The 13,198-nt window shown below is 71.3% G+C and carries 16 protein-coding genes and 1 riboswitch; of the genes, 9 read left to right on the top strand and 7 right to left on the bottom strand.

Annotated elements, in window-relative coordinates; genetic code table 11:
• Nucleotides 1–43: 43 nt before the first annotated feature.
• Together ABIA38_RS13665 and ABIA38_RS13660 are read right to left on the bottom strand one after the other, a co-directional pair.
• A complete protein-coding gene (locus ABIA38_RS13665; protein WP_424638849.1) occupies nt 44–172 on the bottom strand; it encodes a lasso RiPP family leader peptide-containing protein in 129 nt (42 codons plus the stop codon).
• Nucleotides 173–554: 382 nt separating this feature from the next.
• Nucleotides 555–1,175 carry a phosphatase PAP2 family protein gene (locus tag ABIA38_RS13660; RefSeq protein WP_424638848.1) on the bottom strand — a complete coding sequence of 207 codons (621 nt, stop codon included), beginning with the start codon at nt 1,173–1,175 and terminating at the stop codon, nt 555–557.
• A gap of 248 nt (nt 1,176–1,423) precedes the next feature.
• On the opposite strand from ABIA38_RS13660, the gene ABIA38_RS13655 reads away from it, so the two are divergent.
• The gene (locus ABIA38_RS13655) at nt 1,424–1,867 is read left to right on the top strand and encodes a BlaI/MecI/CopY family transcriptional regulator (RefSeq protein ID WP_424638847.1); all 444 of its coding nucleotides are present in this window, start codon (nt 1,424–1,426) and stop codon (nt 1,865–1,867) included.
• A gap of 42 nt (nt 1,868–1,909) precedes the next feature.
• Here the strand turns inward: ABIA38_RS13655 and ABIA38_RS13650 are convergent, their stop codons facing one another.
• Nucleotides 1,910–3,016 carry a PucR family transcriptional regulator gene (locus ABIA38_RS13650; protein WP_424638846.1) on the bottom strand — a complete coding sequence of 369 codons (1,107 nt, stop codon included), beginning with the start codon at nt 3,014–3,016 and terminating at the stop codon, nt 1,910–1,912.
• Between the two features lie 135 nt (nt 3,017–3,151).
• A complete protein-coding gene (locus ABIA38_RS13645) occupies nt 3,152–3,631 on the bottom strand; it encodes a CBS domain-containing protein (protein ID WP_424638845.1) in 480 nt (159 codons plus the stop codon).
• A 544-nt stretch (nt 3,632–4,175) separates the two neighbouring features.
• A riboswitch (M-box (ykoK) riboswitch) is annotated at nt 4,176–4,350 on the top strand.
• Nucleotides 4,351–4,665: 315 nt separating this feature from the next.
• Here ABIA38_RS13645 and ABIA38_RS13640 point away from each other — a divergent pair.
• The 5 genes from ABIA38_RS13640 to ABIA38_RS13620 are packed head-to-tail and all read left to right on the top strand — an operon-like array spanning nt 4,666 to nt 8,145.
• On the top strand, nt 4,666–6,312 hold the full coding sequence (locus ABIA38_RS13640; RefSeq protein WP_424638844.1) for an NRAMP family divalent metal transporter: 1,647 nt from the start codon (nt 4,666–4,668) through the stop codon (nt 6,310–6,312).
• A 55-nt stretch (nt 6,313–6,367) separates the two neighbouring features.
• Nucleotides 6,368–6,562 (top strand): hypothetical protein, encoded by a 195-nt coding sequence (locus tag ABIA38_RS13635; protein ID WP_424638843.1) that lies wholly within the window; start codon nt 6,368–6,370, stop codon nt 6,560–6,562.
• Nucleotides 6,563–6,567: 5 nt separating this feature from the next.
• A complete protein-coding gene (locus tag ABIA38_RS13630; RefSeq protein WP_424638842.1) occupies nt 6,568–7,392 on the top strand; it encodes a hypothetical protein in 825 nt (274 codons plus the stop codon).
• Nucleotides 7,370–7,801, top strand: a complete 432-nt coding sequence (locus ABIA38_RS13625) for an ArsR/SmtB family transcription factor (RefSeq protein ID WP_424638841.1) — start codon at nt 7,370–7,372, stop codon at nt 7,799–7,801. Before ABIA38_RS13630 ends, ABIA38_RS13625 begins: the two co-directional genes overlap by 23 nt.
• The gene (locus ABIA38_RS13620) at nt 7,747–8,145 is read left to right on the top strand and encodes a hypothetical protein (protein ID WP_424638840.1); all 399 of its coding nucleotides are present in this window, start codon (nt 7,747–7,749) and stop codon (nt 8,143–8,145) included. The genes ABIA38_RS13625 and ABIA38_RS13620 overlap by 55 nt, the downstream gene beginning before the upstream one ends.
• A gap of 24 nt (nt 8,146–8,169) precedes the next feature.
• On the opposite strand, the gene ABIA38_RS13615 is transcribed toward ABIA38_RS13620, so the two are convergent.
• Nucleotides 8,170–8,427 carry a TetR-like C-terminal domain-containing protein gene (locus tag ABIA38_RS13615; protein ID WP_424638839.1) on the bottom strand — a complete coding sequence of 86 codons (258 nt, stop codon included), beginning with the start codon at nt 8,425–8,427 and terminating at the stop codon, nt 8,170–8,172.
• Nucleotides 8,428–8,465: 38 nt separating this feature from the next.
• Between ABIA38_RS13615 and ABIA38_RS13610 the strand changes: the two genes are divergently transcribed.
• Nucleotides 8,466–9,164, top strand: a complete 699-nt coding sequence (locus ABIA38_RS13610; RefSeq protein WP_424638838.1) for an SDR family NAD(P)-dependent oxidoreductase — start codon at nt 8,466–8,468, stop codon at nt 9,162–9,164.
• Between the two features lie 114 nt (nt 9,165–9,278).
• Here ABIA38_RS13610 and ABIA38_RS13605 read toward each other — a convergent pair whose 3' ends face one another.
• Entirely contained in the window at nt 9,279–9,752 is a 474-nt protein-coding gene (locus tag ABIA38_RS13605) for a MarR family winged helix-turn-helix transcriptional regulator (protein ID WP_424638980.1), read from the bottom strand.
• A gap of 213 nt (nt 9,753–9,965) precedes the next feature.
• Here ABIA38_RS13605 and ABIA38_RS13600 point away from each other — a divergent pair, with 213 nt between their 5' ends.
• Together ABIA38_RS13600 and ABIA38_RS13595 are read left to right on the top strand one after the other, a co-directional pair.
• The gene (locus ABIA38_RS13600; RefSeq protein WP_424638837.1) at nt 9,966–10,841 is read left to right on the top strand and encodes a haloalkane dehalogenase; all 876 of its coding nucleotides are present in this window, start codon (nt 9,966–9,968) and stop codon (nt 10,839–10,841) included.
• Nucleotides 10,842–11,109: 268 nt separating this feature from the next.
• Complete coding sequence (locus ABIA38_RS13595) at nt 11,110–11,832, top strand: DUF4232 domain-containing protein (protein ID WP_424638836.1); 723 nt, start codon at nt 11,110–11,112, stop codon at nt 11,830–11,832.
• A gap of 27 nt (nt 11,833–11,859) precedes the next feature.
• Here ABIA38_RS13595 and ABIA38_RS13590 read toward each other — a convergent pair whose 3' ends face one another.
• On the bottom strand, nt 11,860–13,128 hold the full coding sequence (locus tag ABIA38_RS13590) for a phthiocerol/phthiodiolone dimycocerosyl transferase family protein (RefSeq protein ID WP_424638835.1): 1,269 nt from the start codon (nt 13,126–13,128) through the stop codon (nt 11,860–11,862).
• Nucleotides 13,129–13,198: the final 70 nt, after the last annotated feature.

Raw genomic sequence — 13,198 nt, 5'->3', positions numbered from 1 at the left:
ACGCCCCCGCACCTGTTTCCCGCCGATCCATCGAGGGCGAGGGTCAGCAGGCGAGCGGCGTGGGACCGCCGAAGATGTCCTGCGGGCAGCCCCACCAGAGGCCGAGGGTCAGCTCGGTGAAGTCGCCGACCTCGACCAGCGCCGGGGGCTCGTAACTGTCGTCGTACGTCATGATCTTCTCCATCCCTTGCCTGCAACGGACGTCCGGACCGCGTGGCGCCGACCGAATCACCGACGTCCCCGCCCCGTCCGGACTCCCGCCACGCTAAGCGGCCCCGAGTCCCGAACACCTGGGCTCCCGGTCCCACTCGGGTCCCGACGCGTCCGGCCCCGGACGGGGCATCCGCTTGTCCACGCACGCCGATGCGCTCACGAACCCGGCCCCGTCCTGATCCGCTCACCCGGCCGTCGTGCCGGTCGAACTGCCCGGCCGGGAGCGGGCCTTCGTCCCGCGCCAAGGGAAAGGCCGCCGCCGGCACGGCCGACCGCGGGAGCCGTCCGGTGGCAACCGGCGGATCTGCGGGGGCGGCGCGCCGGCGGCGGCCTTCGGTGGGCTATGCGCGGGCCAGTACCGGGCGCAGCGGCCCGGTGCGCAGGCGCGCCACGGTCGAGGTGGCGAATCTGCGGGTGGCCAGGACGGTCAGGATGGCGACGATGGTGCCGACCACGGCGCCGACGGCGACATCGTGCGGGTAGTGGGCGCCGACGTAGACGCGGGAGGCGCCCATCAGCACGGCGGCGACCAGGGCGAACAGGCCGAGTCGGCGGTTGACCAGGAGTAGGCCGACGGCCGCCGCGAAGGCGACCGAGGTGTGGTTGCTGGGGAAGGCGTAGTCGTTCGCCGCCGGGCACGACTCGACCAGGAAGGCACGCGGGAGGGCCCGGCAGGGGCGTGGTTCGTGGAAGGCGTCCTTGATGCCGGAGTTGGCCAGGTAGGCGATGCCGGCGCCGGCGATGGCACCCACGGCCGAGGCCATCGTGGCGGCGTCCGCGCGGCGGGCCTGCCACCAGCCGACGAGCAGGAGCAGGATGAACAGGGCCGCGCCGTAGCTGGTCCAGGCGAGCACGGGTGAGTTGAGCCAGTGGGTGTCACGGGCGAAATCGGTGACGGTGGTGTACAGGCCGCCGTCGATCCGGGCGCCGTCCAAGGCTTGGGCGTACAGGGGTGCGGTCACGGGATAGGGGCCTCTTCGGGGTGCGTTCGGTCTTCGACATACGACGCGCGACGTGTTCGTACGAGGCACGGCGTACGGGAGGCGGGCTCGCCCGGGGTGCGGGGAACCGATCGGGCGGCGGTCGCGTGTTCGGGTCGACGGCCGTCGCCGAGTTGCCGGGTTTGCCGAGGGCGGGTCGCGTAGACTCGACCTGCGTCTACAGGCTGTAGACGCACGATGAACTGTAGACGACGCGAGAGGGTGTTGTCGTGACCAGCGGTAGTGGCCGCCGGGCGGCGGGTGAGCTGGAGGGTTCGGTGCTCGGCATCCTCGGCGCGGCCGAGCGGCCGTTGACACCCGGCGAGGTCCGCGCCGCGCTGGACACCGGGCCGGGCGGCCCGCTCGCGCGCACGACCGTGGTGACGATCCTGACCCGGTTGCTGGACAAGGGTGTGGTGGTCCGCACCCCGGCGGGACGGGCGTTCGCCTACGCGCCGGTGACGGATCTGGCCACGATGGCCGCCGATCGTATGCGCGCCGTCCTGGACCGCGAGCCCGATCGACGCTCGGTCCTGGCCCGCTTCGTCTCGCGCCTGGACCAAGACGACGAGCGGCACCTGCGCGAACTCCTGGATCGTGCCGGGACGGATCCCCCCGACGAGCGCGCCCCCGGCGATCCCGGTCGGGGCACCGTGCCCGGGGACCGGGCGTGACCTGCGCCGATCGGCGGCCCGCCGAAGCGCGGGCGCCTCGGCCTACAGGTCCGCCGCCGGCCAGCCGAGGAGTCGGGCGCCCATGGCCGCGGTTTCCAGCGTGAAGCGTTGCATGGCGTCGTTGGGGTCGTAGCCGGTGAGGATCCTGATGCGTTCGAGCCGGTAGGACAACGTGCGCGGGCTGATGGTCAGCCGGCGGGCGGTCTCGGCGCCGATGTAGCCGGCCTCGGCCAGCACGGTGAGGGTTTCCAGCAGCGGCCCGGCGCCGCCGCGGGCGGCGGTGAGCGGGCCCAGGACGGCGCGGACGAGGTCGGCCATCGCGGCGCGGTCGCGCATCAGGACCGGGAAGACCAGCAGGTCGGCGGCGTGCAGGACGGGCCCGGGCAGGTCGAGGCGGGTGGCCAGGTCGAGCGCGGACAGGGCCTCCTCGTAGGAGCGGACCACGCCGCCCGCGCCGCTGTGCGCCCGGCCGAACGCGACCCGCCGCGCGCCGATGTGGCCGGTGCCGGGGTGGGTTACGTACTTGGCGAAGGCGTCGAGGGCGACACCTTCGGTACTGGCGGCCACGCACACCAGGCGGCCGTCCTTGGTGGTGAGCAGGACGTCGCGTTCGCCAAAGCGGCCGACGAGTTCGCGTTCGACGCGGCGGACGAGCGGGTGGATGTCCGTGTACGTCTCGTTCCCCTCCGCGACGGCGACCGCGTGCGCATGCGCCAGGCGCAGCCCGAAACGTTCGGCGCGCTCGGCCAGGCGGCCCAGGTCGCTCCGCCCGTACAGCAGGTCGTCGACGAATTCGCGGCGCGCCGCCTCCTCCTGACGGATCGCCAGGTGTTGCGCGCGTTCGTGTCCGGCGGCCAGGGCGTCGACGGCGGTCTCGACGGCGCGCAGCACGCTTTCGCCGGTCCTGGCGGCCTCGGTGCTGTTGGGCGCGTGGGCGATGCCGGGGAGGGTGGTCCAGCGTCGGCGGGTCCGGTCGAGGTAGAGGGTGATCAGCTCGCGCCAGGCGTGGCCCGCTTCGGCGGCGTGTTCGCCCTGTTCGCGCAGCGCGTCGAGTTCGCTTCGGCGCAGCAGGCGGCCGGTGGTGGAGACCTCGGCGAGCATGCCGGTGTAGGTGTCGAGGAAGTCGTCGGGTATCGCGGCGCGGCCCATGGTCACCCTCCCGGGTGGTGTGCTGGTGGTCGAGGAGCTGTTCCGACGGGCGCGCGGCGGCGCGCCCGGGGAGGTGAATCGTCGGGGGAAGGCGACGGTCGGTAGCGGTATCGGTCCTTCGGGTGCGGTGAACCCTCAGGCCGCTCCGAGGAGTTGTTCGAGCAGTCGGGACGGGGTGATCACGCCGAGCAGGTGGGGTCGCCAGGCGCCGGTGGTGGCGCGGTCCCCGGAATACTCGACGACCGCCACGAGCGGGCTGCGGTCGCGCGCAAGGAGCGCGGCGACCTCGAGCGCGGTGGCATCCGCGTCGGCGACGGACGGCACCCGTTTCGCGGGCGGCATACATTCGCGCACCGTGTGACCCGCGAGCGCGGAGCCCAGGAGACCCGCGCACGGCTCGTCGAGTATCGCGGCCAGTGTCGGGTCGTCGAGCACGCAGCCCGGGACCAGTCGGCCGATCAGGCTCGACGCGGGCAACACCGCGTATGGCTCGCCGACGTCGTCCACCACCAGCACGCCCGGCAGGCACTGCCGGACGAGCAGTCGGGCGACGTCCAGGGCGTCGTCGTCCAGGGTGACCACCGGATAGGCGGTCACCAGATCACGTGCGTACATCACGTACTCCCTCGCTGTCGGATGCTCCACCGGTCGGTGCACGCGGGTGCGGTGTCCGCTTCGCCTCCGGTACCCGGCGGCCCGAATCGGGTGCGCCGGAGGGGGACGGGAACAGCGGGCAGACGACACCCGGGGTTGCGTCCCGCACCAAGGCGGTCGCTCTCGACGCCGGGCAATTCGCGCGACCGGGCGGGTATTTCCTCGCGGACCACGTTCACCGCCACACCCCGACAGCACCAACGTCGAACCCGACGACACGCACCACGACAAGCACCGATCGACGAAGAGAGTTCTCTTGACCGCCGACCAGACTTCCCGGCACACCGAAGAGGAACCTACACGCCGGCAACCTGTTTTTGACAGATACTTAACACCACAATCAAACGCACGGTGATTGCCGGAACCCGGCAATCACCGATGCGGGCCGGGCGCGGTTTCGCGCCTTCTCGATGCCGAGTCGCCGGAGCGGTGGTCAAGCCTTCGCCAAACACTTGCGCCGCGGCGCAAGCTTTGAGCTATGCTCCTCTCGGTTGGAAACGCAGGAAAGGCACCTCGTTCGGTGAGGCGTCTGCACGGACACAGGCCACTGACCCCACGACGTCGAGAGACGCCCAGGGTCAGGACAGGTCTCCCCGACCTAAGGGGTGACCCCAAGTGGCTTCCCGCCTCGGCGGGATTACGCCGTGCAGTGCCAAAGCTCTGACGAGTTGGGGTGACCTGCCGTAGAGGTGGGTTTACTCCTTGCCGAGTCGATGCGGCGCCCGTGTGCGCCCCGGTCGGGAGGAGGCGAGAGACATGGATCGCAGTTGCAGTAGTCCGGGCCACAGTAGGCCCCATACCGGTATGTCCTCGTCGACCTCCGGTACACGATAACCACCTCTTTTCCGCGCATCGGCGCATCCCTTCGCTCTCCCCCAGGCACCCACCCGTGCGCCTTCGGCGTGCCGGGTCGGTCGGTCTGCGCGCTCGCCGGGGGGATGGCTGCCGCGCGCCATCGACACTTTCCCTACCCAGGGATTCTGGGGGCTTTTGTCATGACAGATGTGATCACCGACCAGCCGGCCGTACCCACGCCACGCACCGCGGTACTCGACGACGCCCACGTGGGCGACATCCGCGGCGCGCTCGGCACCATCAAGCAGGATGACACCGAACCTCGCCGGGGACTCTCGGCCCGACTCAAGACACTGCTCGCGATCGTCGGCCCAGGGCTGATCGTGATGGTCGGCGACAACGACGCCGGCGCGTTCGCGACCTACGGAGAGGCCGGTCAGAACTACGGGACCAGCCTGCTGTGGACGCTGCTTCTGCTGATCCCGGTCCTGTATGTGAACCAGGAAATGGTGCTGCGGCTCGGCGCCGTGACCGGAGTCGGCCACGCCCGGCTCATCCTGGAGCGATTCGGCAAGTTCTGGGGCGCGTTCTCGGTCATCGACCTGTTCCTGCTCAACGCGCTGACCCTGGTCACCGAGTTCATCGGCATCACGCTGGCCACCGGATACCTGGGACTGCCCAAGGTGGCCTCGGTGATCGTGGCCGCCGCGATCATCATCGCCTCGGCGTTCACCGGCTCCTTCCGGCGCTTCGAGCGGATCGCGATCGTGCTGTGTGCGGCCTCGCTGCTGCTGATACCGATCTACTTCCTTTCCCACCCGAAGAGTTCGCAGATGGCCCACGACTTCGTGGTACCCAGCATCCCGGGCGGCTCGGGCGAACTGGCCACCGTGATGTTGCTGATCATCGCGATCGTCGGCACCACGGTCGCCCCCTGGCAGCTGTTCTTCCAGCAGTCGTACGTCATCGACAAGCGCATCACCCCGCGCTTCATGAAGTACGAGAAGGCCGACCTGATCATCGGCGTCGCCATCGTGATCATCGGCGCCGCCGCGATGATGGGCCTGACCGCAGCGGCCTTCGCCGGTACCGACGGCGTCGGCAACTTCGACGACAGCGCGGGCATCGCCCACGCCCTGGAGGCCAAGGCCGGCAAGCTGGCCGGCGTACTGTTCGCCATCGCCCTGCTCGACGCCTCGATCATCGGCGCATTCGCGGTGTCCCTGTCCACCGCGTACGCCATCGGCGACGTGATGGGCATGAAGCACTCGCTGCACCGCGGCGTCAAGGGCGCCAAGGGTTTCTACGCCGTCTACGCCGGGCTGGTCGCGGTGGCGGCCACGGTCGTGCTGATCCCCGGCTCGCCGCTGGGCCTGCTCACCCAGGGCGTGCAGACCCTCGCCGGCGTGCTGCTGCCCTCGGCCTCGGTCTTCCTGCTGCTGCTGTGCAACGACAAGCAGGTACTGGGCCCTTGGGTCAACGGGCCCAAGACCAACGCCTTCACCACCGTGGTCGTGGGTGTGCTGGTGACCCTGTCGGTGATCCTGACCGCTTCGGTGTTGTTCCCCGACATCACCTCCGCCGCGATCCTCGACATCATGGCCGGCTGCGGGATCGCGGGGGTCCTGGCCGCCGGGTACGCCTTCACCCGGCGGCGGACCGGGACCAAGGAGGACCCGATCGACCGCACCGGGCGCGAGAACTGGCGGATGCCGCCGCTGGACACACTCACCCGACCGGTGATGTCCACCACCCGCAAGATCGGCATGGGCGCGCTGCGCGCCTACCTGCTGGTCGCGATGATCCTGGTGATCATCAAGCTCGTCCAGCTCGCCCGCGGCAACTGACCGGAGTGGGGCGGCGGTTGCCCGTCGCCCCGCCCTCACCCGCCCGGAGGCCGCCATGTTCGTACCGCAGCACCTGGCCAAGCTCACCGCACCGGCCGTGCGCGCCCTGGCCCCGACGGGGTCGCGCTCGCCGACCCGGCCGGACGATCCGACCGACCGCCGGCGCCGCACCCGCACGACCGGCGACGCCCTGCACACCGCATCCGACCCGACCGTTCCCGCCGGCGCGACGCGCGCCGCACGGAGGTGAGTTCCATGTCCGTCCTGACCGCCCGCCACCCCTACCCCACCACCCGAGAGCGCGGCGCGATGCGTCGCCGGCTCGCCCACATCCTGCGCCGGCTCGCCGACAGCCCCCTGGACAGCCCCGTCCTGCGCGCCCTGCCGGGAGCGACCTCGGCACACACCCCGTCGGCACGCGCCCACGCCGACCGGCCGCACGCCCACTGGCACACCGTCACCGACGCCACCGGGCGACGCCGCCTGGAGGCCACGTGGCAGGCGGAGCGGGTGGGGGTGGCGGGGGCCGGGGCCGGATCCGGGTCGGCGTCGGCGTCCGGTTCCACGTCCGCATCGGCAACGGCAACGGCACCGGCATCCGGCGCGTCGTCGGCGCCGGCAGCGGGGTCCCCTTCCGGTTCCGTATCGGCGCCGGTACCGGGGTCGCGACCGTCCTCGGCGCCGGTACCGGGGTCGCGACCGTCCTCGGCGTCGGCACCAGCCGTCGGCTCCGCTGCCGGATCGGCGCCGCCGTCCCGACCGTCCTCCGCATCGGCACCGGCTTTCGACCCCGCTTCCGCTTCCGCTTCCGGATCGGCGCCGGCGTCCGGTCCCACGTCCGAAGTCGCCACCGTCCCAGGCGCGGAGGCCGACGTACGCCCCGCCTCCGGCCGCGATCAGGCCACCGCGCATCTGCGGCTCACCCTCGCGGTCGACGACCTGGACCGCCTGGTCGACCAACTGTCCCGCGAACCGGGCGTGCGCGACGTGCGCTGGCACGTACATCCCGCGCCCCACCCGTACGGACGGCACGCCGAGCAGGCGAGGAGGCCCACCCATGCCCGCCGGACGCGAGCCTGAACTCCTCGACCGACCCCTACCGGACGCCGAACTGGCCACCGCCGTGGTCGTGTTGCGAGCCGTCGCCGGCCCGATCCGGCTGCGCCTGCTGCTGGCCCTGCAACACCGCGAACTCTCCATCGGCGAACTGACGGACCGGGCGCACACCCACTACGCCGCCGTCTCCGCCAACCTCGCCTGCCTGCGCGCCGCGGGCCTGGTCACCGTACGCCACAACGGCCCGCAAGCCCTCTACCGCAGCACCAACCCACACGTCACCACGCTCGTCGCCGCAGCCCTGGAGGTCACCCGACAACCACCCGACCCCGGTACCGAACCGACCAACGCCGGTACCGAACCAAGGAGAACCCCCACATGCGACCCATCCTCCGCCGCCACACCGGCCCCGGCACAGCCCTCCTGGGCATAGCCGCCCTGACCCTGCTCGAACTGGTCGCCATCGGCACCACTCCCGCCGCGGCCCGCCCGGCGGTCGGCGCCATCCTCTTCGGCCTCGGCGCCGCCGCCCTCCTCACCGCGGGCCTGTTCCGGTACCACCTCCGCCGGACCCCACGGCAACGCCCCACCTACACCCCCCGGATCCGCTCCGGCCGCGCCCAAACCGCGAATCGGCTCCCCGTCGAACCCATCCGGACACACACCAACCGGGGCAACTCCCCCGACCGCTGCTCCTGGCCACGGCAGCCGACCTGCGGCGCGCCCCCGAGCGCAACCTGCCGCCTGCTCGGCCCCAAGGAACGCGGCAGCCGGTAGCCGGCAACCGGCCCGGCCGGCCGCTCACTTCGAGCGGGGCCTGAGCAGGTCCTGGACCAGGGTGTCCACCAGATCGCGCGGGATGCTCGACCCGGTCAGGGCGCGATAGACGATCGGGCCGACGAGAGCGTCCAGTGTGGCGTCGGGGCCGAGTCCGGGCGAGAACTCGCCGGCCTCGATTCCCCGTGCGAGCAGGTCACGTTCCAGGTCGCGGCGCGGACCGAGATAGCGCTTGCGAAAGCTCTCGGCCGTCTCGGGATCGTGCTGCGCCTGGGCGATCAACGCGAGCAGAACCTTGCCGGCCGGGTCGCCGGTGAGGAATGTCCACCACGACCGACCACCGCCAAGCCCTCGTCATCGGAGCATCCCGGGGCCTGGGTCTCGTCCTCGCCGACGAACTCGCCCGACGCGACTGGCGGGTCATCGCCACGACCCGCCGCAAGGGCGGCGAACTCCAGGCGAACGCCGGCGCATCGCGCGGACGACTCAGCGTCGAATCACTGGAGATGACCAGCCCCGAACAACTCGCCGCGCTGCACGAGCGCCTGGCCGGCCGCCGCCTCGACCTGCTCTTCGTCAACGCGGCCATCGATCGGGGCAACCTGCCCATCGGCGAGGTCTCCACCGACATGTTCACGGAGGTGATGATCACCAACGCACTGAGCCCGCTCCGCGTCCTCGAGGCCCTCCACGACCTGGTCGCACCCGGCGGCACCGTCGCCGTCATGTCCTCCGAACAGGGCAACGTCTCGCAGAACACCGAGGACGGCTACGAGCTCTACAAGGCGAGCAAGGCCGCACTCAACCAACTGATGCGCAGCTACGCCACCCGCAACGCCACCGACGGCCACACCAAGCTGCTCATCGACCCCGGCCACAACCGAACCCGCCTCGGCGGCCCCGACGCACCCCTCACCCCGAAGGAAACCATCCCGCCCATCGTCGACATCCTCGAATCCCAAGCCGGCACCCAGGGCCTCCGCTTCCTCAACCACCACGGCCAACCCGTCCCGTGGTAGAGCCCCACCCCGGCTTCGTCGACGACGCCGTGCCCGCGTCCTCGAAGTAGTGGCCATCCTCGACGTCCGCGATCAGCCCGGGATCCGCAGCAACCCGGCCGAAGCGCTCGCGGGTCAGGGTCGGCGCGCTGGACCCGATCCCTTCGCGTGGTGGTCCAACAGGCGCGTCAACAGGCCCGCCAACTGGGCGCGTTCGGGTGGGGTCAGGGGGGCCAGTAGGTCGTTCTGGGCTTGGGTGATGATCTCGTCGAGGCGGCGGAGGTGGGCGCGACCCTGCGGAGTGACGGTGATGATGTTGCGGCGGCGGTCGGCGGGGTCGGGGGTGCGTTCGACCAGGTCGCGGTCGGCGAGTTCGTTGATGACGGCGACCATGTCGCTGCGGTAGATGCCGGTGCAGCGGCTCAGCGTGGATTGGCTCGCGGGGCCCGTCTCGGTGAGTGCGACCAGGACCGCGAAGTGCCATTTGCGGGCGTGTTCGGCGGCCAGGCCCTCGGACACCAGGCGATCGGCGTGCATCGCGGCCTTGGACAACATCCTGCTGGGCAGGTTGCGTACCCGGGCGGGTGTCGTCGCGTCGTCGTCGGTCATGTCGCCGGCACAGGTGCCGGCTTCGCCGGACGACTTCGCGGCAGGTGTCTCGGCGGCCTCGATGCTGCTCATGGCTTCGAGTCTACCCGTTGCGTTAGTGACCCTAACGATATATGGTCTCTCATGTCGGAAACGTTAGTCACACAAACGTTAGCCGAATGAACGAATAACGGACGACCGCTGCCACCCACTCGAGAATCAGGACACCCCGAAATGCCCGTCATCGACATCCTCGACTCGCACATCGCCTACACCGAGACCGGCGAGGGTGCGCCCGTCGTGTTCGTGCACGGCAACCCCACCTCGTCCCACCTGTGGCGCAACGTCACCCCGCACGTCGCCGACCGGGCCCGCACCCTGGCGCCGGACCTGATCGGGATGGGCGCCTCCGGCAAGCCCGACATCGAATACACCTTCGCCGATCAGGTCCGCTACCTGGACGCCTGGATCGAGGCCATGGACCTGCCCGAGCCGGTCCTGGTCGGCCACGACTGGGGCGGCGTGCTCGCCCTCGACTGGGCCGCCCGTCACCCCTCACGCGTGCGCGGCGTCGCCCTCCTGGAGACCATGCTCAAGCCGATGGTCTCCGCAGAGGTGCCCGGTCCCGGGCTCGCCCGTACCAAGGCGTTTCGCACCCCGGGAGTCGGCGAGGAACTCGTCCTCGAGCAGAACATCTTCATCGAGACCGCCTTCAAGGGCGCCGTGATCACCCCTGTCAGCGAGGCGGACGTACAGCCCTACCGCGACCCCTACCCGACGCCCGAGAGTCGCCGCCCGATGCTGGCCTGGGCGCGGATGATGCCGATCGACGGCGAACCGGCCGACGTCGTCGCCCGCATCACCGCCTACGACGCCTGGCTCGCGAACAGCCCCGACGTCCCCAAGCTGCTGATGACCTTCGACTCCGCACCGACCCTGCTGGTCACCGACGCGATGATCGCCTGGAGCCGCGACCACATCAGCGCGCTGGACATCCGACACTGCGGCCCGGCCGGCCACCACGCCCCCGAGGACCAGCCCGAGGCCATCGGCAAGACGATCGCCCAGTGGCTCGCCACCCAAGACCTGACCACCCCCGACGCGCACTGACGCGCCCACCCCGCGGCACGGCGCACGGCGCACGGCGCACGGCGCGCCGCCAACTCCCGGACCGACCGGCCGGGTTCACCCGCCCGGAGCGGGCGCCCACCGCCCCGGACCCGCCCGGCCCCGCCCTTGCGTCAAGGCGACGAGGCCAATGAGATCAAGGTAACTTCCGTACGTCCTCCGGCAACCCACCACCGCCGCGCCGCGTGTCCGGTCCGTCGTCGGGAGGCAGTCGCCTCCCTTTCCCATCGGATCCGGGAGCTGGAAGTCCATGCGTTCGTTCCGTCACTCAGGCGCCAGGATCGTGCTCGGTCTCTGCTCCGTCGCCCTGCTCGCGCCGAGCGCGACGGCGTGCGCCGGCGGCGACTCCACGGACGCGCAGAGGGACGACGCCGTAGGCACGAACGCCGCGGCCCCGGTCGCCTCGCCGTCGAACCAGGCCGCCGCCCCGCCGCAGCGCGACTCGTCCACCACCGGTGGCACGGACGCCACCGGCAAGCCCCCCACCGGCGCCGCCAAGAGGACCGGCACGTCCGCCGGCGGACGCGGCGCCCGCCAGGTCTGCGGGGACAACGACCTCACCTTCTCGGTCACCACCCGGACCCGGGCCGCCGGCTACTTCCTGGTCAAGGCGACCGCCAACCCCGGCGTCACCTGCGCCCTGCCCGAGACGCCGCCCGTGGTCACATTCGGCTCCAAGGCCCGGGCCGCGCCCGCCGAGCAGGCAGTCGGCCCGAGGATCACCCTCGGCGACGGCTCGTCGGCCTACGCGGGCATCAACCCCAAGACGACCGCCAACGAACACCGGACCGAGTTCGACTCCTTCCACCTCAGCCTGACCAGCGGAAGCGGTGCCGGCGTACAGCTGACCCCGAAGGGCGGGGTCAGCGAGGACGGACCGACCGTCACCAACTGGCACACCACCGAGTCCGCTGCCGCCCCCACCCCCGTCCCCGGCGACGGCAGCGCCGACCGCAGCGGCCACCGCAACTGACCGATTCCGACGGCCACTTCGATCGGCTCACCCGCCGATTCGGTCGAACAGAGCCGCCGAAGTCGAGATCAGCCGCTGCATCAGCGCGTCGTCGTACCAGGTACGACTGAAACACAGGTGAATCCGAAGTCGGCCGTCGAAGCGCGCCACCACGGCCATCGGCAGGGGCGAGTCGATCACCGGTACGGCGAACCAGTCGACCAGGGCCAGACCGGGCGGAAGCGCGGGCGGCGTGATGTTCCGCAGGTTGATGACGACCAGGGTGGGCGGGATCGCCGTACCGCGCTCCAGGACGTAGGGCGTGGGCGTGGGCGTGTCCACCACCCCACGGGCCGGGACGTCCCCGCGCAGATCCGCACGTAGCCCGGCGGCAACGGCTCGGCCGACCTCGATCGGGTCGGCGCCCGGGTCGACCCGGACCACGGCGGTATTGGTGGACACCGCCGACCGGAGCGCCTCGGCGGGGATCGGCGGGGCCGGCCGAGGACGCATGTCGACGGCGCTCAGGCAGGCCAGGGTGAGCGGGCCGATCGCCTCGGCCGACATCAGCCGACGGGCACTCGTCAGGAGTACGCCGCACACCAGTTCGTGCACCGTAGCCTCGGCGCGATGGGCGGCCTCGACGATACGTTCGGTGTGCTCGGTGTCGAACTCGATCCGGGCCGACCCGAAGAAGCCGTGCCCACCGTTGTCGGGTGGCGTACTCCGGGTCGGCAACATCGCCGCCACGACACCTGCGGCACGCGCGGCCGGGTCGCACCGGAACTCCTCGATCCCGGCCGGCGTCAACGCCTCATGGGCCCGCTCGTCCAGCGAAAGCGGCAGTACCGGCTCGATCGCCCGGGCGAACACCGGTTTCCCGGCCAGGAGTTCGCCATAGATCCGCCACATTCGATGCTGGAGGGCGATAAAGCTCGTCCCGTCGATCATGGCCCGCGGCAGGCTCATCGCGACGATCACCCCGGCCGCGTCCTCGATCAGGGACACCCGCAACAACGGACCCGTCGTCCAGTCCGGCGTGAAACTCGCCTCCGCGTCCAGATCCTCGGCGAAGGCCAGGCGCAGCGGCGCGGTGGGCACGCCGTCCCCGTCCGAACTCCCGGTCCGCACCAGGTAGTCGTCCCCCACCGCGACGAACCGCCCCGCCAGCACGGGATGGATCCGGGCCAGCACGCGGATCGTCGCGGTCAGCACCGTGCGGTCGAGCTCCCCCCGGACCTCGCAACACACCAGTAGCCGGGCCCCGTTGGCCAACACGGCCCGCTCGTGTGGATCGAGTATGCGCTCGTATTCCATCCGGCTCCCCTTCACGCACACGCGCCGCGGCCGACGTCGGACCTCCTACGACAACACGCCGGCCCCGGCG

This window comes from Embleya sp. AB8, assembly GCF_049739465.1.
Taxonomy (GTDB): domain Bacteria; phylum Actinomycetota; class Actinomycetes; order Streptomycetales; family Streptomycetaceae; genus Embleya.
The sequence above is the reverse complement of the archived record's forward strand: the minus strand, read 5'-3'. Positions and strand labels throughout refer to the sequence as shown.